This is a genomic window from Acidimicrobiales bacterium, assembly GCA_035533595.1.
GTDB lineage: Bacteria > Actinomycetota > Acidimicrobiia > Acidimicrobiales > Bog-793 > DATLTN01.
The window spans coordinates 12,334-33,127 of sequence record DATLTN010000056.1; the positions used below are offsets into that span (position 1 = coordinate 12,334).

The window sequence follows — 20,794 nt, forward strand, 5'->3', positions numbered from 1 at the left end:
CGTACCGGTGGCCCCGCGGTCAGGGCGATGCCGGCGAGCGGGGCGGCGACCCGGTGCTGCGCGCCCCGACCACCGCCGCGACCCCGCCGAGCGCTGCGAGGGCCACGATCTCGAGGAGCAGCGCGGGGAGGATCCCGATCGCCGGGTGCCAGCTCGCGCGGGTGATGAAGCCGACGATCGCACCGTGCGTGCCGACGGCGTTGCGCCGCAGCGCCTCGGCGAAGGCGAGGAACTGCGCCACACCCCACAACGGGAGGAGCGCGCCCGACGCGCGGCGGAGGGCGCGCTCGCGCCCCTCCCCCGAGGACCAGGCCCCGAGGAAGCCGGCGGCGAGGATCGGCAGGCCGACGCCGAGCGGGAGGGTGTCGCGCCCCGACCAGTTGTAGCCGTACTCGTGGGCGTGCGAGCTCGAGATCGCGACGGGGAGGAGGATGATCCCGACGACGAGCAGCGCCAGCAGCACGACGGCGCGCCGGCCGCCGAGGCGCATCGCCGCGAGGACGAGGCCGAGGACGAGGAGGCCCCAGACCACAAAGGTGACGAGGGGTGAGTACGCGTCGAAGGAGCCGAAGACCCCGACCATGTCCGCCAGGTAGTAGCGGGTGTGGCCGAAGGAGTTGGCGAGGATCGTGAAGGTCGAGACGTTCGCCGGCACCCCCGCGTGCAGCGTCCCGTGGAACTGCAGCAGCGCGTGCTCGGGGATGATCCAGGCGAGCGCACCGAGTGAGGCGGCGGCGATCGCCGCGAGCGGGAGCAGGAGTCGCGGTCCCCGCAACGCGCGTGCGAGCGCGGCGCGCCGGGGCACGAGGGCGAGCAGCGCCAGGCTGCAGGCCACCCAGAATGGGGAGATGCCGCGCAGCAGGGCGAAGGTCGCGCCCGAGAGCGCGAACAGCCAGCGCAGCCCCGCGGGCGCGTCGCTCAGACGCTCGGTGACGAGGATCGTCCCCGCGGTCCAAAACGCGGTCGCGCTCGCGATCTCGAGGCCGCTCGGGTTCACCACCCCGGCGAGGTAGAGGGCCATCGGGGTCACCGCGACCAGCAGGCCGAGCACCAGCAGGCGGTTGCGCGACCAGCAGAAGGCGGCGGTGAACGCGAGCGCGAGGAACAGCGCCGAGAGCGCGGCGGAGATGAGGCGCATCAGGTAGATGTCGATCGAGCTCCCGCCGAGACGGCTCGGCAGCCCGACGGCGAGGTAGTAGAGCGGGGGGTAGCGGGCGACATAGGTGTGCGCGTAGAGGATGGAACCATCCGTGATGTCGCGCTTGCTCGGCGGCCGGTCGAGGGAATTCATGCAGGAAGCCGGCACCGTCGGGCGGTGGATCGTGCACGCGAGGTCTGGGCCGTCGGAGGGGTCGTGCGGGACGCTGGCCGCGATCAGCGCGAAGAACTGGGGGAGCTTCACCTGCGAGTCCGGTTTCGTCGGGTCAGGGACGCAGTGGCCGAGCTTCGGCGCGTACAGGAAGCACCCGGTCCACTGGCCGTGATCGACCGCCGCGGCCTTGATCACCTGGGCGCGCTCGTCCGGGCCACCGAGGATCGGGCTCGCCGCCGACCAGATCGCCGCGGCGCCGAACAGGACGAGGAAGGAGAGGAGGAAAAAGCGACGGGCGCTCAGTCGCGCGGCGGCGCGCGCGGCGGCGTTCTCTCGGATCGGGCGCACAGCGCTCCCATCATCGCCCACCCCGCCCGCCCGGCGAGGGAGCCGATGGCCGAGAGCCTCAGTAGGCGATGCCGCCGTTGTGCGCCGTGTTGGTCGTGTTCGTGCCGCCACCGCCCGACCCGCCGCAGGCGGCGGCGATCCCGAGGCTGGCGGCGAGGACGAGCGGGAGGAGACGGCGGAGCAGCCTCTGGAGCGGCGAGCGGTCCTTCATCAGGCCCTCCCATCGCGGTCTCTCGTCCTGAGGGGTACGGCCGGTCGGCGCCCGGGGAGGACCCGACCCGACGGTCGCTAGTGAGCGCGCCCGAGCCGGTGGCGCGACGATGGCGGGGTGCTCCTGCTGATCGTCTCGCTCGCCCTCTCCGGGCTCATCGTCGGCGCCCTCGGGCGCCTCCTCGTCCCCGGCCCGAACCCGATGCCGATCCTGCAGACGATCGTCATCGGCCTCGCCGGCTCGTTCCTCGGCGGCCTGCTCGCCCGCCTCGTCTTCGGCTGGCGCTACCGCTACTCCTACGGCTTCGGCCTCATCGTCTCGGTGCTCTTCGCGGCGCTGATCGTGGCGCTGCTGAGCCGCCGCCGCCCGCCGCCCCCGACCGGCCCCTAGGGCCGCTGCCCTCAGGGAACGAGGATCCGCCCGCACTGCTCGCAGTGGAAGCGCTCGCCCGCCGCGGCGTGCACGATCCGGTCGCGCTCCCCCGCCGAGAGGGCGAGGTTGCAGCCCGAGCACACCCCGTGCTCGAGGCGGGCGACGCCGACGCCGTCGAGGTGGGCGCGCAGCTTCTCGTAGTCGGCGAGGAGCGCTCCCTCGACGCCGCCCGCGAGGGTGGCCCGCTCCGCCGCCGCCTCGGCGAGGGCCCGGTCGAGCGCGGCCTCCGCGGCGAGGAGGGTGGCGTGCTCCTGCTTGGCCCTGGCTGCGGTCGACCCGTCGTCGGCGCGCAGCGCGGCGAGCGCCTCGTCGGCGGGCTCGCGCGCCTCCATCACCTCGAGCTCGTCGTCCTCGAGCGCGCTCTTGCGGCGGCGCAGGGAGGCGATCTCCTCGGACATCGCTCCCTCGTCGCGGTAGGAGCCGGCGTTCCCGGCCTTGAGGCGCGCCTCGATCGTGGCGACGCGGGCGTCGGTCTCGCCGATCTCCCGCTCGAGCTCGCCCTGTCGGGCGTCGAACTCGGCGACCCGCGCCTCGAGCGGCGCGACCTCCGCGGCGAGCTTCTTGTGGCGGGCGAGGAGCTCGTTCAGCGCGAGGCGGGAGGGGTGGTGCTCGCGCTGGTAGCGGAGCTGGTCGACGCGCGAGTCGAGCGCCTGCAGGGCGAGCAGCGGCGCGTAGCCCCCGCCAGCTTCGGTGCCGTCGGTCACCCCGCCAACCTACCGAGCGCCCGAGGGGCCGGCGACCGCGGCGCGCAGCTCCGCGGCGAGGGCGGGCGTCGCCGCGGCGAGCGGTGCGCGCCGCGGCCCGTGCTCGCGCACGACGAGGTCGCGGCCCTCGCGCTCGCCGACGACCGCTCCGGCCTCGGTGCAGACGAGCATCCCCGCGAGATAGTCCCAGGGGCCGTGCGCCGCGCTGCTGACGTCGAGGTAGGCGTCGAGGGCGCCGTCGGCGACCAGGCAGAGGTCGAGGGCCGCGGCGCCGAAGGCGCGGAACTGGCGCCAACCGAGGTAGCGGGCGGGGTAACCGGCGAGGCCGACGACCGCCTCGCCGAGGCGCTCGGTGCCGCTCGGCCCGATCGGCGCGCCGTCGCGGGTCGCCCCCCCACCGCGGGTGGCCCGGTAGCTGGTGCCCCTCGCCTGGTCGACGACGAGCGCGGCGAACGGGCCCTCACCGTCGAGGACGCAGATGCTCGTCGCGTACCAGGGGACGCCCCGCGAGGCGTTCGTCGAGCCGTCGAGCGGGTCGAGCACCGCGAGCAGCGCCCGCTCGGGGTGGTGGAGGCCGCTCTCCTCGGAGAGCACCCCGAGGCCCGCGCCCTCGAGCACCGCGATCGCCGCCGCATCGGCAGCGAGGTCCGAGTGGTACTGGCCCGCGATCGTCCCCGCCGGGCCCCAGTCCGGCAGCGCCGACAGGGCGGCGCGCACGGCGGCGGAGGCCTCCTCGAGCACCGCCAGCAGGTCGCGCTCGGCCATCGGGCCGCAGGTTAGCGGTGGCCCTCCCCCGCCGCTGCCTCCCGCCGGCGCGGCAGGGCCGCCCGTGCTGCCTACACTCCACGCGATGGCGGTCATCGATGTCGCCGGGTACGTCGCGGAGCTGAAGGACCACGCCGTCGACCACGGCTTCCACGTCCACGACGAGCGGCACTTCGTCGAGACCTACTCGCTGCGGCAGTTCTGGGAGGTCGACCTGCACCCCGAGGAGGGCTGCGGCGGGCCGATCGACCTCCACCTCGCCCTGGAGGTCGACCCGCGCATCCTCCTCGACTTCGAGGACACCGTGGTCGCCCTCCCCGAGGACGCCGACCCTCCCGACAAGTGGGCCTTCCCGATCACCTTCAACTGGGGCATCCCGCCGCTCACCCACGGCCCCGACCTGCTCCGCCTGGCGATCGACCTCGCCGGCGTCGGCGGTGTCGACCTCCCCCTCGAGATCTCCGCGACGGACTCCTTCGGCTCGGTGACCGACCCGCCGGCGCGACGGCTCACGATCGTCGCCCGCCGCGAGATCTCCCTCGCCGCGGTGCTCGCCGGCGAGGAGCTGCTCTGCGACACCTTCGACCGCGCCCTTCTGGTCAGCCGCTTCCTCCTCGACGCGACGCCGGCCTGGCTCGGGGAATGAGGCGCCGGCTCGGCCGCCGCCTCGTCGGGGTCGCGCTCGTCGGGGGCGGCGCCCTCGGCCTCTCGGCCTGCAGCTCGCAGTCCACCGGCCTCGCCCGTCAGGCCTGTGCGCAGGTCGACGCCTCCCTCCGCCTCTACGGCCGGGCGCAGCACGCGACGGGCGCGGCGCAGGTGCGCCTGCTCCAGCGGGCGAACGTCGACCTGCGCGAAGCGCTGCCGAACGCGGCGCTCGCGGCGAGCAGCGACACCGACTTCCAGGCGCTCGCCGCCACACTCTCGGAGAGCTCGCGGGTCCCCGAGAGCGACCTCACGGGAGCGCTGCGGGCGCAGTGCGCCAACCTCGCCGGTGCGTGAGGCCGCCCCGGGGGCGGCCGTGCCGCCGCTCAGGGGAAGGTGCCCGTGGTGCAGATCACGTAGGTGAGGCCGTCGGGCGCCATCGAGCGCAGGTCGGGAAGGGCGAAGTTGCTCGTGCCGTTCCCGCCGTAGGTCACGCCGAGCAACGAGAACAGCGCGGTGGCTCCGTTGATCGTGAGGAGCTGGCCGTCGGCGGGCATCGTCTCCGGGTTCCCCACCGGCCCCCGTTCCCGCCGTGAGGAAGACCTGCCCGAGGAGGCAGGGCGCCCCCGTCGCTCTCGGCGGTGGAGGTGCCGCTCGTGTTCGCCCCGAAGAGCGAAGCCGTCCCCGACGGCCCCGTGAGGCCGGCCGCCCCCGTGAGGCCGACCGCCCCGTTGCTGTCGTTCGCGCCATTCGTGCCGTTGGAGCCGTTGCTCCCCGCGGGGCCGGTGCCCCCGCCACCGCGCCGGCCGGCCCCGCCGGCCCCTGCGGGGCCCGCTGCCCCGGGCGCGCCACGGGGCCCGGTCTGGCCCCGCTCCGGCTTCAGGGGGAGCGAGATCCTCGTCATCGCTCGCCGCCGGCCTCGCCGCGGCCGGCCTGCTCGCCGCCGGGGCCGGCATCGCGACGGCGACCGAGTCGCACCCCGCAGCCCCGACCGAAGCCGTCGCCTGCGTGAACGCCGCCGGCTACCTCGTGCTCGCCCAGAGCGGGGGGCCAACGGGGTCCTCCGATCGGGCAGGCCGGCGCCGGGGCGGCACCGGGGGTGCCCAGCCACTCGCGCCGCAACTGGGGGATGCGTGTCCGCCATCCGTCGTGCACGAAACGCGACGAGAGGTGCTGACAAGCCGTGAGAGCGCGCGCCGCGCCCGAGCGCCGGCGGCCCGCGCCGGAGGTGCCCGGCGGTTAGGCCTCCTGCGCCTCGCCGGGGACCCCGGGGGAGTCCTCCCAGAGCTTGATGCCGCCGAGGATCCCGGCGATGTTGTCGATCACCGTGTAGCGGGCCTCGTCGAGGCGCCCCGACAGGTGGCGGGAGTTCCCGCCGCCGACGAAGCAGTGGTCGAAGTTCACGAGCTCGTCGAGGGTCTCGAGGCCGAGCTTGGCGCGCTTGCGCCAGCGCTTCACGCCGACGTGCTTCAGCGCCGCGTCGCCGAGCTGGTCGTTGTAGGTCCCTCCGTTGCGGAAGGGGTGGTGGGCGAGCTCGAGGTGGGGAGCGAGCACGCCGTTCATGAACAGTGCCGTGCCCACGCCGGTGCCGAAGGTGACGACGAGCTCGAGCCCCTTGCCCTGCGCGACGTCGAGGCCCTGCAGGTCGGCGTCGTTCAGGATCCGCACCGGGTGCCCGAGGCGCTTGGAGAGCTCGTCCACCGCGGCGAAACCGCTCCAGGCGCGGAGCAGCTCCTTGGAGACCTTGCTCCCCGGCCCGTGCGTCGTGACGAAGTGGGGGGCGGTGACGACCCGCCCCTCGCGCACGACCCCCGGGAAGCCGACCGAGACGCGGTCGTAGGAGGGGAGGGGCTTCGCCAGCTCGACGATGTCGCTGACGAAGGTCTCCGGCGAGAGCGGGTAGGTGGTGTCGACGCGCACGCGGTCGGCGACCATCTTCCCGGTGGCGTCGAGCACCGAGGCCTTGATCCCCGTCCCGCCGACGTCGACCGCGAGGGTGAAGGGGTGCTGCGGCGCTGGCGCCGGCGCCGCTTCCGGCGCGCTGTCCGTCTCGCTCATCGGAGCACCTCGATCCCCTCAGCCCTGCCCTGGACGACGCCGCCGAGGGGCTCGTAGCCCTCGAGCAGTGTGATCAGGGTACGCACACCGAAGCCCGTCCCGCCCTTCCGGCGGTAGCCGTCGTCCTCCTCGCTGCGCGCCGGCCCGGCGATGTCGAGGTGGACCCAGGGCACGTCGCCGACGAACTCCTCGAGGAGGAGCGCCGCGACGAGGGCGCCCGCCTGGCCCGCGGTGCCGATGTTCTTCATGTCGGCGACCTCGGAATCGATGTGGCGGCGGTAGGCGGGGGGCAGCGGGAGGGGCCACAGCGCCTCCCCCGCGGCCGCCGCCGCGGCGCGCACCTTGGAGATCAGGCGGTCGTCATTGCCGATCACGCCGGCGATCTCCATCCCGAGGGCGACCACGCAGGCGCCGGTGAGGGTGGCGAGGTCGACGATCGCGTCGGCCCCGTCCTCGACCGCGAGGCTGAGCGCGTCGGCGAGGACGAGCCGCCCCTCGGCGTCGGTGTTCAGCACCTCGATCGTCTTGCCGTTGCGGATCGTGAGCACGTCGCCCGGCTTGGTCGCCGCGCCGCCCGGCATGTTCTCGGTGATCGGCAGGTAGCCGGTGACCCGCACCCCGACGCCGAGCGCCGCGCAGGCGCTCATCGCCCCGAGCACCGCGGCGGCGCCGGACATGTCGGTCTTCATCGTCATCATCGAGTTCGCCGGCTTCAGCGAGAGGCCGCCCGAGTCAAAGGTGATCCCCTTGCCGACGAGGGCGACGGTGAAGGGCGGCGCGCCCTCCGGCTCGTAGTGCAGCTTCACGAAGCGCGCCGGGGCCTCCGAGCCCGCGGCCACGCCGGCGAGGCCCCCGAGGCGCTCGCCGGCGATCCCCTCCTCCTCGAGCACCTCGATCCCGAGCCCAGCGGCGGCCGCGACCTCGCCCGCCGTCGCCGCGAAGTCGCGCGGCGTGAGCGAGCCCGCGGGGGTGTTCACGAGGTCGCGGCAGAGCTCGACGGCGCGCGCGACGGCGTTGGCGCGCCGCGCCCCCTCGGCGAGCGCCGCCCCGTCAAGGCCGGTGAGCGCGATCTGCGCGAGGCCGGGGCCCTCCTCCTCGCTCCGGAAGCGCTCGAAGCGGTAGCTCGCGAGGAGCGCCCCCTCGCCGGTCGCCTGCGCGACGGCGAGGGGGGAGACGCCCTCGAGGTCGATCCCGGTGAGGTCGATGACGAGCGTCAGGCAGCTGGCGGCGGCGCGCGCCGCCGCCGCCCCGGCGCGCCGCAGCGCCTCGGTGCCGAGCTCCGCGCGCAGGCCGAGGCCGACGAGGATCTGCAGGCGCCCCTCGACGTCGTTCGCGACCGCCTCGCCGAGCTTGCCGGAAAAGCCCCGGCGCTGCAGCGCGCCCGCGTCGAGGATCCCGCCGTCGGCGGCGCGCAGCTCCTCGTAGACGCCCCGCGCGGTGGCGTCGGCGTCGGGCGCGGACGAGGTGCCGTGGAGCTCGGGGCTCATCGCTGCTCCTTCTCGGCCCTCACGTGGCCGTCTCGGGCTCGCCGCGGCGGCGGGCGCCGTGCACGAGGTGGACCTCCTCCGCGTCGCGGGCGAGCGCCCAGCAGAGGTCGGAGAGGCGGTTGAGGTAGGCGAGCAACGGGCCCGAGAGGCCGAGGGCGACGGCGGAGCGCTCGGCGCGGCGCACGACGGCGCGGGCGAGGTCGAGCGCCGCCGAGCAGCGGTTGGCGCCGGGGACCGAGAAGTTGGGCGAGAGGGCGAGCGCCTCGCGGAGGCGGTCGATCTCGCGCTCCAGGCGGGCGACCATCGCCTCGTCGACCTTGGCCTCGGCGGCGAGGCGCTCGGTCGGGAGCGCAGCGTCGGCCATCACCATCCACAGGTCGCGCTCGAGCTCGAGGAGCAGCGTGTCGAGCGCCCCGCCCGGCTCGGCCTCGGCGCGCGCCACGCCGAGGGCGGCCTGGCTCTCGTCGAGGTCGCCGAGGAGCGAGAAGCGGCCGTCGGCCTTCGAAAGGCGCGCGCCGGCGCGCAGCGCCGTCGTCCCGTCGTCGCCGTGGCGCGTGTAGATCCTCACCGTCGCGCACCGAGCAGCGGGACGTACATCTCCGCGGCGGAGAGGCCGCCGTGGCGGCCGACGAGGCGTCCCTCGGAGGGGTCGTCCGGGTCGAGGAAGCTCACCGCGGCGCGGGCGATCACCGCCACCTCGCCGAGGCGGGCACGGTGCTCGGGGGCGACCGGGCCGCCGAAGAGGCCGACGGCCTCGAGCTCATCGAGGCGGGCGACGTAGGCGCGCTCGCCGAGGTGGTGCCGCAGGCGGCCGACGAGCCCCGCCGCCTCGTGGGGGGCGACGCCGAGCCAGCGGAAGCGCCCCTCGCCGGAGTGGCGGACGGGAACCTCGCCGATCGCCGGCGCGAGGTCGATCGAGGGCGAGGCGGCCTCCATCTCGCCGTGGTCCGCGGAGATCGCGAGCGCGGCGCCGGCGGGGAGGGCATCCTGCAGCGCCGCGACGAGGCGGTCGACGTGCGCGAGCTCCGCGTCGTAGTGGGCACCGAGGCCGCGCTCGTGCGCGATGGCGTCGAGGCCGTCGTAGTAGGCGTAGACGAAGCGCTCACCGGCGTCGAGGAGGCGGCGCACCTCGACGGCGATGCTCGAGGCGAGGCTCCAGCCGACGAGGGGCGCGCCCCGCAGGTGCGCCTCGGTGAAGCCCGAGCCCGAGAAGCGAGCGCGGCTGACGACCGGGACGGGGCGGCCGAAGAAGGGGAGGTGCGGCTGGTAGGCGGCGGGGGCGAGGCGCTCGCGGACGTCCTCCTCGCCGATCCGCCACTTCAGCACGTTGAGCACCGCGCCCCGCTCGGCGAGGCGGTAGCCGAGCAGGCCGTGCTCGGCGGGGGCGAGGCCGGTGGTGATCGAGGTGAGCGCGGCGGCCGTCGTCGAGGGGGCGACGGAGGTGAGCAGCGAGCGCTCCATCGCCGACATCACCGGCGTGAGGGAGCGACGCTCCTCGAGCTGGCGGGCTCCGAGGCCGTCGACGACGAAGAGCACCACCTGCTCGGCGTCGATGAGCGAGGGAGGGAGCCAGTCCGGGGCCGCCCCGTCGTGACGGGAGAACAGTGCGGGGACGAGCGAGGCGATGCAGGCGCCCCCGAAGTCGGGGAGGACGGCGTCGGGCAGCAGCACGGCCGCGTCGCGAGGCTGGTCGTCCCGCAGTGCCATTCCCGGGAGCTTAGGTCCGCCCCACCCGCCGCGACCCCGGCGAGCCGCAGCTCAAACCCTCCGTGCGCCGTAGCATGGGGAGGTGCGCTCTGTCTCGACTCGCGGGGATTATGCGAGCAGGGCACTGCTGTCGCTGGCGCTGCGCGTCGATGAGAACGGCCCGACCTCGGTGCGGGACATCGCCGAGCGCACCGGGCTCCCCCAGCCCTACCTCGAGCAGATCCTCCTCGCCCTGAAGGGCGCGGGGCTGGTGCGCTCAAAACGGGGCGTCGGCGGCGGCTACGTGCTCGCGCGGGCGAGCGACGAGATCACCCTCGGCGCCATCGTCTCGGCGGTCGACGGGCCGATCGTCGTCGGCGACTTCGGCGAGCCGCACCAGAACGGTGCCTGTGACCACGAGGGGCAGTGCGCCCTGCTCGCCGTCTGGTCCGAGGTCGGCGAGCACATGCGCCACCACCTCGACTCGTTCACCCTCGCCGACATGGTCGCCCGCGCCCGCGGCATGGCCGGCGCGATCCCGCTCCTCGACTGATCAGCGGCACGACGCCCGGGCCTGGCCCCGGTGTCAAGCGCCGCCCTCAGGCGTTCCAGCCGCGCAGCGCCCGCGTCGTGCGCTCGAAGCCGAGGATCCCGACCGTCGCGGTGTCGAGCACGAAGTGCGCGCCCGCCGCGCCGCCGAGGTCGAGGTAGGTGGCGGCGAGGACCCGCAGCAAGTGGCCGTGGGCGAAGAGGGCCGCCGCCCCCTCGGCCTCGGGATCGAGGGGGACGCGCCCGATCATCTCCGTGCAGCGCGCCTCGACCTCAACGAGGGTCTCGCCGCCCGGGCAGCCGTCGCGAAAGAGCGCCCAGTCGGGGCGCTCCTCGCGGATCTCGGCCGTCGTGCGTCCCTCGTAGTCCCCGTAGTCCCACTCCATGAGGTCATCGGCGAGGCGCGCCTCGGCGAAGCCGGCGAGCGCCGCGCTCTCCCGCGCCCGGCAGAGCGGCGAGCTCCAGGCGGCCACGATCCCGAGCTCGGCGAGGCGGCCCGAGAGCCCCGCCGCGGCGGAGCGGCCCGCGCTGTCCAGGGGAACGTCGGTGCGGCCGGTGTGACGGCCCGAGCGACTCCACTCCGTCGACCCGTGTCGCACGACGATGATCCGGCCGACGGGCCGCTCCGTACTATCCGGCACGGAGGCCATTCACCACCTCATCTCGGCAAGCTCCCAGGTTGCTCACCGTTTCGGGGACATGAATTGGAATGCGAACGGGCAATGAAGCGTTAGTACAGCTGCAAAGTTAGAACCCGACCAGAAGACTCAGGTCGGGGCCGGAAGCGGTCGTTGATTCCCTACGACCGTAACGGCGCAAGTGCCAAGGAGGCGCGGTCATCGCTACCACGACCCACGGAGACGACATCCTCGAGCGTGCGGGTGCCGGTCCCGATCTCATGCGGCTGTTCCTTGACGACCTCGGTCGTCACCCGCTGCTCAGCGCGGACGAGCAGGTGCAGCTGGCGCGCCGGGTCGAAGAGGGCGACGACCAGGCCCGCGAGGAGATGATCTCCGCCAACCTGCGCCTCGTCGTCCACTGGGCGCGCCGTTATCAGGGTCGCGGCATCGACCTCACCGACCTCATCCAGGAGGGGACCTTCGGCCTGATGCGTGCCGTCGAGAAGTTCGACTGGCGACGGGGCTTCAAGTTCTCCACCTACGCCACCTGGTGGATCCGCCAGTCGCTGCAGCGCGCCGTGCAGTCCAAGGGACGGGCGATCCGCCTCCCCGAGGACGCGGTGGCTGCCGAGTCGGCGGCCGAGCGCGACGGCGAGGGAGGCGAGCCGCGCCTGCCGCGCGTCGTCGCCAGCCTCGACCAGCCGCTCGGCAGCGAGGCGACCGCGACCCTCGGTGACCTGTTCGCCGCGGACCTCTCGCCGATCGACGAGGAGGTCGCCGACCTCGTCTCCCTCGAGCAGCTCGGCGAGGCGATCGACCGCCTCGGCCAGCTCGAGCGCGACGTCGTCCGCCTCCGCTTCGGCCTGCAGGGCGAGCCGCCCGCCTCCCTCGAAACGACGGCCAAGCGCCTCGGCATCGGCGTGCGCCGCGTGCGCAGCGTGGAGGCACAGGCGCTGCGCTTCCTCGCCACCCAGCCCGAGGTCGGCGCGCTGCACCCCGCCGCCTGAGCTCCGCCGCCCGTCTACTCGGCGGCGCGGCGCAGCCCGGCGAGGACCGCCTCCAGCTCCGGCGCCAACGGCGAGGTGAAGCGCGCCTGCTCGCCCGTGCCGGGGTGGGTGAGCTCGAGCTCAGCGGCGTGCAGGAAGGGGCGCCGCAGCGCGCCGAAGCCCCTCCGCCCGCCGCCGTAGCGGGGGTCGCCGGCGACGGGATGGCCGATCGCCGAGAGGTGGACGCGGATCTGGTGCGTGCGCCCGGTCTCGAGCTCGAGCTGCAGGTAGGTCGCCGGCTCCGGCTCGCTGAAACGCTCGAGCACCCGGTAGCGGGTGCGCGCCTCCCGGCCGTCCACGGTGACGGCCATCTTGGTCGGTTGCCGGCGGCTGCGGCCGATCGGCGCCTCCACGAGCCCCTCCTCCGCCTCGACGCGCCCGAGGGCGAGCGCGAGATAGCGGCGGTGCATGGTGCGCGCCGCGAGCTGCGCGACGAGCGAGCGGTAGGCCTCGGGGGTGCGGGCGACGACGAGCAGCCCGGAGGTGTCCTTGTCGAGGCGGTGCACGATCCCGGGGCGGTCGGCCTCGCCCGCCCCGGCGGCCGCCGCGGCGGCGAGGTCGGGGAAGCGGTGCAGGAGCCCGGCGGCGAGCGTGTCCTCGCGGTGCGCGGCGCCCGGATGGACGACGAGGCCGGCCGGCTTGTCGATCACGATCAGCTGCTCGTCGGCGTGCACGACGGCGAAGGCCACCCCGGCGACGCCGCGCAGCGGGCCGCTCGCCGCGGCGAGCGGGTCGAGGGTGAAGCCGAGGCGCTCCCCCGAGCGCACGGCGCGGCTGCGCTGGGTCACGACGACGCCGCCGACGGTCACCGCGCCGGCCTCGATGAGCAGCGAGACCTCGGCGCGCGAGCGGCCGGAGAGGAAGGCGACGGCGCGGTCGACGCGCACGCCGTCGAGCGCGGCGGGGACCTCGACGGGGTCGCTCACCGTGCCGGCGACCCTGCGGGGCGCTCCCTGAGGAGGGCGAGGGCGAGGAGGACGCAACCGACGACGATCGCGCTGTCGGCGAGGTTGAAGGTCGGCCAGAAGGTGCTGTGCAGGAAGTCGACGACGCCCGCCGGGCGGAAGAGCCGGTCGCCGAGGTTGCTGAGCGCGCCGCCCACCACCAGCCCGAGCGAGGCCACCCCGAGGCGGCCCGGGAGCCGCCGCCCGAAGGCGACGATCACGACCACGACGACGGCGGCGAGCGCGATGAGCGGCGCCCCCACCGAGGAGCCGAGCGAGAAGGCCACGCCGCGGTTGTAGGCGAGGACGAGCGAGAACGGGCCGACGAGGTGCACGTCGTGGCCGTCGGAGAGGGCGGCGACGGCGAACGCCTTGGTCCCCTGGTCGGCGGCGATCACGGCGAGGGCGAGGGCGCCGGAGGCGGCGAGGCGCCGCCGGCCGGTGGCCGGCGAGGTCGCGGTGCTCAGCGCCGCGAGAGCCCGCCGCTCTTGCAGGCGATGCAGAGGCGCGCATAGGGGAGCGCCTCGAGGCGGGGCTTGCCGATCAGCTCGCCGCAGCCCTCACAGACGCCGTAGCGGCCGTTGGCGATCTTCGCGAACGCGAAGTCGATCTCCTCGACGGCGAGGAGCGCCTGCGCGGAGAGGGCGAGGTCGCGCTCGCGGTCGACGGTCGAGGTGGCGCCCTCGCCGGACTCCTCGTCGAACTGCACGTCGCCCGGCTCCATCTCCTCGACGAGGGACTCCGCCTCGGCCTTCAGGCTCGCCGCCTGCTCGAGGTAGGTCACCCGCTCAGCGAGGAGCGCCTCGCGCTGGTGGGCGAGGAAGCGGTCGTCGTTGGCGTACCCGCCGGGGGTGGGCTTGTAGGGGGGACGGGGGACGGACTTGGTGACGGCCTTCACCGGCGCCTTCTCGGCGACGGCCTTGTTCGCCGGCGCCTTCTTCGCGGCCGCCTTCGCGGGGGTCTCCTTGGCGGCGGCTTTCACCGGCGCCTTCTCGGCGCCGGCCTTCTGCGCGGTCACCTTGCCGACGGCCTTGGCCGGCGCCTTCTCGGCGGCGGCCTTCTTTGGCGGGGCGCCCTTTTCGGGCGCCGCGCGCTTGGCTGCGACCGCCTTGCCCGCGAGGGGTGCGGTCTTTTTCGTCGCGGCACTCTTCGCGCCGGGCACTGCCTTGGATGGTTCCGCGGGTGCGGACGCCGGAGTCCGGGTGCGAAGCGGCATCGGACTGCCTCCTCTCGGGGGACGAGGGTGCGACAGACTAACCGATCCCGCCGTGCGGCCGGTCGGGAGCGCCGAGGGCTCAGTGGCCGCGACCCGCACGGCCACGCGCCGCTGGGGCATCGCCGAGGTGGGCGCGGGCGATGTCGAGGAGGCGGGTCGCCTCGGCCTCGTCGACCCCCTCGACGCGCAGCTGCTTGCCGGCGTTGCGCTCGCCGGCGAGGACGCTCACGGCCTCGGGAGCGACGCCGAAGAGCTCGGCGACGAGCTCGCGGACGGCACGGTTGGCGGGCGGGGATGCGGGGGGAGCCGCCACCCGCAGCACGAGCGCGGACTGGCCGAAGCCGGTCAGCTCCGCCTTCCCTGCGCCGGCGTGCAGCTGCGCATGGAGCGTGATCGCCGGCGTCTCGTCGGCGCCGGTGGGGGCCACGACCTCGAACAATTGTGCGGGCATGGCCGCCTACTCTAGGGAGATGGCGGACCCAGACAGCACCCACGCCTACCCCGACCTGCGCAAGATCCCCTCGCCGCCCCGCTACCCCGAGCTCGAGGAGGAGGTGCTCGCCTCCTGGGAGGTGGACGGGACCTTCCCGGCCTCGGTCGCACGCAGGCGGCAGAGCCCGGAGTACGTCTTTTACGACGGCCCGCCGTTCGCGAACGGCCTCCCGCACTACGGCCACCTCCTCACCGGCTTCGTGAAGGACGCCGTCCCCCGCTACCAGACGATGCGCGGCAAGCTCGTCGAGCGCCGCTTCGGCTGGGACTGCCACGGCCTCCCCGCCGAGACCGAGGTCGAAAAGGAGCTCGGCGTCTCGGGGCGCGGGCCGATCACCGAGTACGGGATCGACCGCTTCAACGCGGCGTGCGAGACCGCGGTGCTCCGCTACACCCACGCCTGGGAGCGCTACGTGACCCGCCAGGCCCGTTGGGTGGACTTCGAACACGCCTACAAGACGATGGACGCCGACTACATGGAGAGCGTCCTGTGGGCCTTCAAGGAGCTGCACAACCGCGGCCTCGTCTACGAGGGCTACCGCGTGCTGCCCTACTGCTGGGAGTGCGAGACCCCGCTCTCCAACTTCGAGACCCGCCAGGACGACGCCTACCGCGACCGCGTCGACCCGGCGGTCACGGTGAGCTTCGCGGTCGAGGCCTCCGGGCGCGAGGGCGGCCCGCTCGAGGGGCCGCTCAAGTTCCTCGTCTGGACGACGACGCCGTGGACGCTGCCCTCCAACCTCGCCCTCGCGGTCGGCCCCGAGGTGCGCTACGCCCTCTACCGCCGCGGCGGCGACGTCCTCGTGATCGGCGCCGAGCGGGCCGAGGCCTACGCCGCCGAGCTCGAGGGCGCCGAGCCCCTCGGCGAGGTGCGCGGCGCGGCGCTCGTCGGCCGCCGCTACCGGCCGCTGTTCGACTACTTCGCCGCCGACGAAGGGGCCTTCGTCGTCCTCGCCGGCGACTTCGTGACGACCGACGAGGGCACCGGCATCGTGCACATGGCGCCCGGCTTCGGCGAGGACGACCAGCGCCTCTGCGAGGGCGCCGGGATCGCCGTGCGCTGCCCCGTCGACGACCGCGCGGTCTTCACCGGCGAGGTCCCCGACTACGCGGGGAGCCACGTCTTCGAGGCCAACGAACCGATCGTCGAGCGCCTCGCGGCCGAGGGCCGCCTCGTGCGGCGCGAGGAGTACCACCACAGCTACCCGCACTGCTGGCGGACCGACACGCCCCTCATCTACCGCGCCGTGAGCTCGTACTTCGTCGAGGTCACGGCGGTGAAGGGGCGCATGCTCGAGCTCAACCAGCAGATCACCTGGGTGCCGGAGAACGTGCGCGACGGCGCCTTCGGGCACTGGCTCGAGGGGGCGCGGGACTGGTCGATCTCCCGCAACCGCTTCTGGGGGACGCCGATCCCGGTATGGAAGTCCGACGACCCCGCCTACCCGCGCGTCGACGTCTACGGCAGCCTCGACGAGCTCGAGGCCGACTTCGGGGTGCGCCCCGAGAACCTCCACCGCCCCTACATCGACGAGCTCGTGCGCCCGAACCCCGACGACCCGAGCGGGCGCTCGACGATGCGGCGGGTGAGCGACGTCTTCGACTGCTGGTTCGAGTCGGGGGCGATGCCCTTCGCGCAGCTCCACTACCCCTTCGAGAACGTCGAGCGCTTCGAGTCGCACTTCCCCGCCGACTTCATCTGCGAGTACGTCGGCCAGACCCGCGGCTGGTTCTACACGCTGCACGTGCTGTCGACGGCGCTGTTCGACCGCCCCGCCTTCTCGCACTGCATCGCGCACGGGATCCTCCTCGGCAACGACTACCGCAAGCTCTCCAAGCGTCTCCGCAACTATCCCGACCCCGAGGAGTTCTTCGCCGAGGCGGGCGCCGACGTGATGCGCTGGTACCTGCTCTCCTCGCCGATCCTGCGCGGCCTCGACGCGGCCGTCGAGGACCAGGCGATGACCGAGCCGCTGCGCCAGATCCTCAACCCGATCTGGAACACCTACGCCTTCCTCTGCCTCTACGGCGGCACCGACGGCACCGTCGGGCGCCTGCGCACCGACCAGCGCGGGCTGCTCGACCGCTACCTGCTGGCGAAGACCGCCGCGCTCGTCGCCGAGGTGACCGGGGCCTTCGAGCGCTACGACCTCGCCGGCGCCTGCGCGGCGGTCGCCTCCTACCTCGAGGCGCTCACCAACTGGTACGTGCGGCGCAGCCGCGAGCGCTTCTGGCGGGCCTTCGGCGAGGGGGGCGAGGCCGACGCCGACAAGCGCGACGCCTACGACACGCTGCACACCTGCCTCGTCCACCTCTGCCAGGTGAGCGCCCCGCTCCTCCCCTACCTCTCCGAGGTCGTGTTCCGCGGCCTCACCGCCGAGGCGAGCGTGCACCTCACCGACTGGCCGGCCGCCGACGCCCTCCCCGCCGACCCCGAGCTCGTCTCAGCGATGGACCTCGTCCGCGAGCTCTGCTCGGCGGCGCACTCGATCCGCAAGGCGAACGGCCTGCGCGCCCGCCTGCCGCTCGCGGCCCTCACCTACGCCGGCCCTGCGGCCGAGCGCCTCGGCGAGTTCGCGGCGCTCATCGCCGACGAGGTGAACGTGAAGGAGGTGCACCTCGAGGCCGACGCCGGCGGGCGCACCAGCGAGCGCCTCACCCTCGTCCCCGCCTCCCTCGGCCCCCGCCTCGGCGCGAAGACCCAGCAGGTGATCGGTGCCTGGCGGCGCGGCGAGTGGGAGGTCACCGCTGCGGGCGCGGTCGAGGTGGGTGGCGAGGCGCTCGTCGAGGGCGAGTACGAGCTGCGCGCCGCGCCCCTCGAGGAGACGACCGGGCGCCTCCTCGACAGCGGCGGCCTCGTCCTCCTCGACGTCGAGGTGACGGCGGCGCTGAGGGCCGAGGGCCTCGCCCGCGACGCGGTGCGCGAGATCCAGCAGCACCGGAAGGACACCGGCCTGCACGTCGCCGACCGCATCGACCTCCGCCTCTACTGCGACGCGGAGCTCGCCGAGCGCCTCGCCCCGCACGCCGCCGAGATCGCCGCCCAGACCCTCGCCCGCAGCCTCACCTTCCACCCGCTCGCCGAGAAGCCCGCCGGGGCGGTGCTCGCCGAGCTCTCCGACGGCTCGCTGCTCGCGATCGAGCTGCAGGACGTGCGCGGCACCTGACCGCCTGCTGAGCGGGCGGGGCAGTGGCGGGCGGCGGGCGGCGGGGTCTCGCTTCGGAGCGGGCCGCGGCCGAGGGCGCGACCGGGGAGCGAGGAGCCGAGATGGCCGGGCAGCGCGCACCGCTCGACGAGGAGCAGATGATCCCCCACCCGCGGTTCTCCCTCGCGGAGCGGGACCGTCGCTGGGCGGCGCTGCGGGCGCTCATGGCCGAGCGCGGCCTCACCGCGATCGTCACCCCCGCACACACCGGCCACAGCCTCGACTTCCAGGCCAACTCCCGCTACCTCTCGCACTGCGGCGGCGGCGAGGGCGCGGAGATCACGGTGATCTTCCCCCTCGACGGCGAGGTGACCGTCGGCGCGACCTCCGCCGCCGAGCGCTGGCCGCGGGCCCAGAACTGGGTCACCGACATCCGGGAGGCGCGCCGCGACTACGGGAAGGTCGCCGTCGAGCGCCTCCACGAGCTCGGGGTCACCGACGACCGGGTGGGCATCACCGGCCTCGGGACGGGGACCCGCTCGCCCGAGGGCACCGTCCTCTACCACACGATGCTCGCCCTCCAGCAGGCCTTCCCCGCCGCCACCTTCGAGGACGCCACCGACCTCCTCGACGAGGTGCGCCTCACCAAGAGCGAGGAGGAGATCGAGTTCCTCCGAAGGCGGCGCTGATCATCGACGAGGGCTTCCACGCGCTGCGCGCCGCGCGCGCGCCGGCGAGCTCGACTACGTCGTCTGGGCGAAGGCCTTCTCGGAGATGATGCTGCGCGGCTCGGAGGCGACGGTCCACTCAACTGGGTCTCGGGGCCCGCCCCGACGCGCACCCTCACGCGGCCGACGCACCGCCGCCTCGAGGCCGGCGACCTCATCCTGAACGAGCTCGAGGCCTCCTGGGGAGGCTGGCGCTCCCAGGGGGTGCAGCCCGTCTGTGTCGAGCGCTGCGACCCCGTCTACGACGAGCTCGCGAAGCTCCAGGGAGAGGTCTGGTTCCAGCTCGCCGCCGAGCTGAGGCCGGGGGCCACCGCGGGCGAGCTGCAGGAGCGCTGCCGGGCGATCTGCGAGAAGGAGGCGCCCGCCTCCGGCCCCGCCGCGGGGGCGACCGCGCAGCTGATGATGCACGGCCGCGGCGCCGGCGACGACGGGCCGATCATCACCAACGACGCGAAGTCACCGGTCGAGCTGAAAAAGGTGCTGCGGCAGAACCCGGTGGTGATCTTCAAGCCGCAGGTGCGCTGCGCGGACCGCAGCCACCCCCTCAACTGGGGGGACAGCGTCGTCGTCACCGCGGCGGGCGGCGAGCGCCTCGGCAGGCGCGAGCACGGGATCTGGGTCGCCGGCTGAGGCCCCGGCCCGAGGGGCTCAGCTCGGCTCGTCGTCCTCGCGGCGGCCGAAGCGGAAGGTCTCGCCACCCTCGCGCTTCTCGTCCCCCTCGGCGCTCGCCCAGCGCGACCACAGCTCCTCGTCGGGGTCGAGCTCGGCGGGGGCCTTCTCGGTCGCGTCGAGCTCGCGGGCGCCGCCGAAGGCGATCGCCGCGTCCTCGCCGAGCTCCGCCTCGACGTCGGGGAGGCCGAGATCGAGGGGGTCGTCGTCGTGGCGGTAGGGCTGGCCGGAGGTCTCCGGCGGGGTGAAGTCGCTGAAGCTGCTCCCGAACTCGCTGTCCCCGTAGCGGTCGCCCTCCTCGGCGTCGCTGCGGTAGCCGGGGAGGGCGCTCCCCTCGGCGAGCTCGGGCGAGACCGAGAGCGCGTCGCCGACGAAGCCCAGCAGGCTGGAGAGCGCCTCGGTGATGCGCGTCCGCTCGCCGTCGACGAGCGAGGTGAGCACGCCGATCTGGCGGGTGAGGCGGTCGTGCTCCTCACCGAGGTGCTCGACGCGCGCCTGCAGGTCGCGCTCGGCCTCGCTGCGCATCGCGCTCGCCGACTGGCGGGCCTCGGAGAGCATCCCGTCGGCCTGGGAGCGCGCCTGCTCGAGGAGGCGGGCGGCCTCCTCGCGGGCCTCGTGGATCGCGAGGTCGGCGGTGCGCTGCGCGAGGACGAGGGTCCGCCGCAGGCTGTCGTCATCGGTGGGGGGGAGCGTCTCCATCTGCCGCTCGGCGCGGTCGGCCCGCCCCTGCAGCGACGAGATCTCCTCGTGGAGCTCGTCGACCCCGATCGCCACCTTTTCGAGGAACTCATCGACCTCGTCGGTGTCGTAGCCGCGCAGACGGTCGCGAAACTCCACTTCCCGAAGGATTTTGCCCGAGATCTCCATGACCCGATCCTACTGCCCGGCGGCCCCCCGCCTGGGGCATGCCCCCCTCGCGCCGTCCCTGCTCAGAGCACCCGGAGAAGGATCTCCAGGACGACGAAGAGCACGAGCGGCGAGAGGTCGATCGCCGAGCCGCCGACCCTCAGCGGCGGCAGCCGGCGGCGCAGCGGCACGAGCACGGGGTCGGTGACGCGCGCCAGCGCGCGCGTCACCTTGCCGAGCGCGGACCAGGGGTTGGAGGGGAACCAGGAGAGGACGATCCTCACGAAGAGGACGAGGATGTAGGCCTGCACGATCCAGGCCAGCACGTTGAGCACCACGCGGTCCGCCCTTCCTAGGGCTCGAGGAGGCCGCGCTCCTGAAGCCGTTGCCGCTCCTCCGCCGACACCTCGACGTTCGGCGGGGTGAGCAGGAAGACGTGGTCGGCGACGCGGTCCATCGCGCCGTTCAACGCGTAGGTGAGGCCCGAGCAGAAGTCGATCATCCGCCGGGCGAGGTCGCGGTCCGCGAGCGTGAGGTTGACGATCACCGGGTTCGCCTGGCGCATCACGTCACCGATCTCCTGCGCCTCGCTGAAGCGCTCGGGGGCGACCACGTGCACCTTCGCGCTGCGGCTCGGCGAGACCGGGCGCAGCACCGTGCTCCCGGTGCGGCCGAAGCCCACCTCCTCGTTGTTGGCGAGCGGCCGCACCGTGCCACCGAAGCTGCGGGGTTCGGGGGGGACCTCCTCGGGCTCTCGCTCGGGGTAGACGGTGCGCGCCCGTTCCCGGGGCGGCTCGGCGTCGTAGTCCTCGTCGTCGTACAGATCGTCGTCGAGGTCCTTCAGGCCGAGGTAGGCGAGCGCCTTGTTCATGAACGAAGCCATTGATCTCCTC

Annotated in this window: 25 protein-coding genes; 8 read left to right on the top strand and 17 right to left on the bottom strand. The window is 74.2% G+C overall.

Annotation, left to right across the window (positions count from 1 at the left end; genetic code table 11):
• Nucleotides 1-19: 19 nt before the first annotated feature.
• Complete coding sequence (locus VNF07_10475; protein ID HVB06656.1) at nt 20-1,660, bottom strand: DUF2142 domain-containing protein; 1,641 nt, start codon at nt 1,658-1,660, stop codon at nt 20-22.
• A 58-nt stretch (nt 1,661-1,718) separates the two neighbouring features.
• Complete coding sequence (locus VNF07_10480; protein HVB06657.1) at nt 1,719-1,871, bottom strand: hypothetical protein; 153 nt, start codon at nt 1,869-1,871, stop codon at nt 1,719-1,721.
• A gap of 117 nt (nt 1,872-1,988) precedes the next feature.
• Between VNF07_10480 and VNF07_10485 the strand changes: the two genes are divergently transcribed.
• On the top strand, nt 1,989-2,261 hold the full coding sequence (locus VNF07_10485) for a hypothetical protein (protein HVB06658.1): 273 nt from the start codon (nt 1,989-1,991) through the stop codon (nt 2,259-2,261).
• Between the two features lie 11 nt (nt 2,262-2,272).
• Here the strand turns inward: VNF07_10485 and VNF07_10490 are convergent, their stop codons facing one another.
• Nucleotides 2,273-3,007: a C4-type zinc ribbon domain-containing protein gene (locus VNF07_10490; protein ID HVB06659.1), complete on the bottom strand. Its 735-nt coding sequence runs from the start codon at nt 3,005-3,007 to the stop codon at nt 2,273-2,275.
• A 9-nt stretch (nt 3,008-3,016) separates the two neighbouring features.
• Nucleotides 3,017-3,772 (bottom strand): inositol monophosphatase family protein, encoded by a 756-nt coding sequence (locus VNF07_10495; protein ID HVB06660.1) that lies wholly within the window; start codon nt 3,770-3,772, stop codon nt 3,017-3,019.
• 85 nt (nt 3,773-3,857) lie between these two features.
• On the opposite strand from VNF07_10495, the gene VNF07_10500 reads away from it, so the two are divergent.
• Both VNF07_10500 and VNF07_10505 read left to right on the top strand, forming a co-directional pair.
• Nucleotides 3,858-4,418 carry a hypothetical protein gene (locus VNF07_10500; GenBank protein ID HVB06661.1) on the top strand — a complete coding sequence of 187 codons (561 nt, stop codon included), beginning with the start codon at nt 3,858-3,860 and terminating at the stop codon, nt 4,416-4,418.
• A complete protein-coding gene (locus VNF07_10505; protein ID HVB06662.1) occupies nt 4,415-4,771 on the top strand; it encodes a hypothetical protein in 357 nt (118 codons plus the stop codon). Before VNF07_10500 ends, VNF07_10505 begins: the two co-directional genes overlap by 4 nt.
• 29 nt (nt 4,772-4,800) lie before the next feature.
• Here the strand turns inward: VNF07_10505 and VNF07_10510 are convergent, their stop codons facing one another.
• The 5 genes from VNF07_10510 to VNF07_10530 form a co-directional block, all read right to left on the bottom strand.
• Nucleotides 4,801-4,989: a tail fiber protein gene (locus VNF07_10510; GenBank protein ID HVB06663.1), complete on the bottom strand. Its 189-nt coding sequence runs from the start codon at nt 4,987-4,989 to the stop codon at nt 4,801-4,803.
• Between the two features lie 664 nt (nt 4,990-5,653).
• Complete coding sequence (locus tag VNF07_10515; protein ID HVB06664.1) at nt 5,654-6,472, bottom strand: ROK family protein; 819 nt, start codon at nt 6,470-6,472, stop codon at nt 5,654-5,656.
• A complete protein-coding gene (locus VNF07_10520; GenBank protein ID HVB06665.1) occupies nt 6,469-7,959 on the bottom strand; it encodes a leucyl aminopeptidase in 1,491 nt (496 codons plus the stop codon). Before VNF07_10520 ends, VNF07_10515 begins: the two co-directional genes overlap by 4 nt.
• Nucleotides 7,960-7,978: 19 nt before the next feature.
• Entirely contained in the window at nt 7,979-8,527 is a 549-nt protein-coding gene (locus VNF07_10525) for a cob(I)yrinic acid a,c-diamide adenosyltransferase (GenBank protein HVB06666.1), read from the bottom strand.
• Nucleotides 8,524-9,666 carry an alkaline phosphatase family protein gene (locus VNF07_10530; GenBank protein HVB06667.1) on the bottom strand — a complete coding sequence of 381 codons (1,143 nt, stop codon included), beginning with the start codon at nt 9,664-9,666 and terminating at the stop codon, nt 8,524-8,526. Before VNF07_10530 ends, VNF07_10525 begins: the two co-directional genes overlap by 4 nt.
• Before the next feature lie 82 nt (nt 9,667-9,748).
• On the opposite strand from VNF07_10530, the gene VNF07_10535 reads away from it, so the two are divergent.
• A complete protein-coding gene (locus VNF07_10535) occupies nt 9,749-10,198 on the top strand; it encodes an Rrf2 family transcriptional regulator (protein HVB06668.1) in 450 nt (149 codons plus the stop codon).
• Between the two features lie 46 nt (nt 10,199-10,244).
• Here VNF07_10535 and VNF07_10540 read toward each other — a convergent pair whose 3' ends face one another.
• On the bottom strand, nt 10,245-10,844 hold the full coding sequence (locus tag VNF07_10540; GenBank protein ID HVB06669.1) for a histidine phosphatase family protein: 600 nt from the start codon (nt 10,842-10,844) through the stop codon (nt 10,245-10,247).
• Nucleotides 10,845-11,092: 248 nt separating this feature from the next.
• Here VNF07_10540 and VNF07_10545 point away from each other — a divergent pair, with 248 nt between their 5' ends.
• A complete protein-coding gene (locus VNF07_10545) occupies nt 11,093-11,821 on the top strand; it encodes a sigma-70 family RNA polymerase sigma factor (protein HVB06670.1) in 729 nt (242 codons plus the stop codon).
• Between the two features lie 14 nt (nt 11,822-11,835).
• Here VNF07_10545 and VNF07_10550 read toward each other — a convergent pair whose 3' ends face one another.
• From VNF07_10550 to VNF07_10565, 4 genes are all read right to left on the bottom strand, one after another.
• Nucleotides 11,836-12,786 carry an RluA family pseudouridine synthase gene (locus VNF07_10550; GenBank protein ID HVB06671.1) on the bottom strand — a complete coding sequence of 317 codons (951 nt, stop codon included), beginning with the start codon at nt 12,784-12,786 and terminating at the stop codon, nt 11,836-11,838.
• Nucleotides 12,783-13,202 carry a signal peptidase II gene (lspA, locus tag VNF07_10555; GenBank protein HVB06672.1) on the bottom strand — a complete coding sequence of 140 codons (420 nt, stop codon included), beginning with the start codon at nt 13,200-13,202 and terminating at the stop codon, nt 12,783-12,785. The genes VNF07_10550 and lspA overlap by 4 nt, the downstream gene beginning before the upstream one ends.
• 65 nt (nt 13,203-13,267) lie before the next feature.
• Nucleotides 13,268-13,966, bottom strand: coding sequence for a TraR/DksA C4-type zinc finger protein (locus VNF07_10560; protein HVB06673.1), 699 nt, complete (start codon nt 13,964-13,966; stop codon nt 13,268-13,270).
• Between the two features lie 133 nt (nt 13,967-14,099).
• Entirely contained in the window at nt 14,100-14,471 is a 372-nt protein-coding gene (locus tag VNF07_10565) for a DUF167 family protein (protein ID HVB06674.1), read from the bottom strand.
• A 19-nt stretch (nt 14,472-14,490) separates the two neighbouring features.
• Between VNF07_10565 and ileS the strand changes: the two genes are divergently transcribed.
• The 3 genes from ileS (at nt 14,491) to VNF07_10580 (ending at nt 19,016) form a co-directional block, all read left to right on the top strand.
• Nucleotides 14,491-17,679, top strand: a complete 3,189-nt coding sequence (ileS, locus tag VNF07_10570; GenBank protein ID HVB06675.1) for an isoleucine--tRNA ligase — start codon at nt 14,491-14,493, stop codon at nt 17,677-17,679.
• A gap of 101 nt (nt 17,680-17,780) precedes the next feature.
• Nucleotides 17,781-18,347, top strand: a complete 567-nt coding sequence (locus tag VNF07_10575; protein ID HVB06676.1) for an aminopeptidase P family N-terminal domain-containing protein — start codon at nt 17,781-17,783, stop codon at nt 18,345-18,347.
• Nucleotides 18,348-18,410: 63 nt separating this feature from the next.
• Entirely contained in the window at nt 18,411-19,016 is a 606-nt protein-coding gene (locus VNF07_10580; GenBank protein HVB06677.1) for a M24 family metallopeptidase, read from the top strand.
• Nucleotides 19,017-19,034: 18 nt separating this feature from the next.
• Here the strand turns inward: VNF07_10580 and VNF07_10585 are convergent, their stop codons facing one another.
• The 3 genes from VNF07_10585 to VNF07_10595 all read right to left on the bottom strand — a co-directional run bounded on the left by VNF07_10585 (nt 19,035) and on the right by VNF07_10595 (nt 20,784).
• On the bottom strand, nt 19,035-19,892 hold the full coding sequence (locus tag VNF07_10585; GenBank protein HVB06678.1) for a DivIVA domain-containing protein: 858 nt from the start codon (nt 19,890-19,892) through the stop codon (nt 19,035-19,037).
• A gap of 92 nt (nt 19,893-19,984) precedes the next feature.
• On the bottom strand, nt 19,985-20,236 hold the full coding sequence (locus VNF07_10590) for a YggT family protein (protein ID HVB06679.1): 252 nt from the start codon (nt 20,234-20,236) through the stop codon (nt 19,985-19,987).
• A 17-nt stretch (nt 20,237-20,253) separates the two neighbouring features.
• Entirely contained in the window at nt 20,254-20,784 is a 531-nt protein-coding gene (locus tag VNF07_10595) for a cell division protein SepF (GenBank protein HVB06680.1), read from the bottom strand.
• Between the last annotated feature and the right edge of the window lie 10 nt (nt 20,785-20,794).

Excerpts from the sequence above, each read along its gene's own strand:
- VNF07_10480 (HVB06657.1), bottom strand. The coding sequence starts at position 1,871 with ATGAAGGACCGCTCGCCGCTCCAGAGGCTGCTCCGCCGTCTCCTCCCG.
- VNF07_10495 (HVB06660.1), bottom strand. The coding sequence starts at position 3,772 with ATGGCCGAGCGCGACCTGCTGGCGGTGCTCGAGGAGGCCTCCGCCGCC.
- VNF07_10500 (HVB06661.1), top strand. The coding sequence starts at position 3,858 with ATGGCGGTCATCGATGTCGCCGGGTACGTCGCGGAGCTGAAGGACCAC.
- VNF07_10505 (HVB06662.1), top strand. The coding sequence starts at position 4,415 with ATGAGGCGCCGGCTCGGCCGCCGCCTCGTCGGGGTCGCGCTCGTCGGG.
- VNF07_10515 (HVB06664.1), bottom strand. The coding sequence starts at position 6,472 with ATGAGCGAGACGGACAGCGCGCCGGAAGCGGCGCCGGCGCCAGCGCCG.
- VNF07_10520 (HVB06665.1), bottom strand. The coding sequence starts at position 7,959 with ATGAGCCCCGAGCTCCACGGCACCTCGTCCGCGCCCGACGCCGACGCC.
- VNF07_10530 (HVB06667.1), bottom strand. The coding sequence starts at position 9,666 with ATGGCACTGCGGGACGACCAGCCTCGCGACGCGGCCGTGCTGCTGCCC.
- VNF07_10540 (HVB06669.1), bottom strand. The coding sequence starts at position 10,844 with ATGGCCTCCGTGCCGGATAGTACGGAGCGGCCCGTCGGCCGGATCATC.
- VNF07_10545 (HVB06670.1), top strand. The coding sequence starts at position 11,093 with ATGCGGCTGTTCCTTGACGACCTCGGTCGTCACCCGCTGCTCAGCGCG.
- VNF07_10565 (HVB06674.1), bottom strand. The coding sequence starts at position 14,471 with ATGCCCGCACAATTGTTCGAGGTCGTGGCCCCCACCGGCGCCGACGAG.
- ileS (HVB06675.1), top strand. The coding sequence starts at position 14,491 with ATGGCGGACCCAGACAGCACCCACGCCTACCCCGACCTGCGCAAGATC.
- VNF07_10575 (HVB06676.1), top strand. The coding sequence starts at position 17,781 with ATGGCCGGGCAGCGCGCACCGCTCGACGAGGAGCAGATGATCCCCCAC.
- VNF07_10595 (HVB06680.1), bottom strand. The coding sequence starts at position 20,784 with ATGGCTTCGTTCATGAACAAGGCGCTCGCCTACCTCGGCCTGAAGGAC.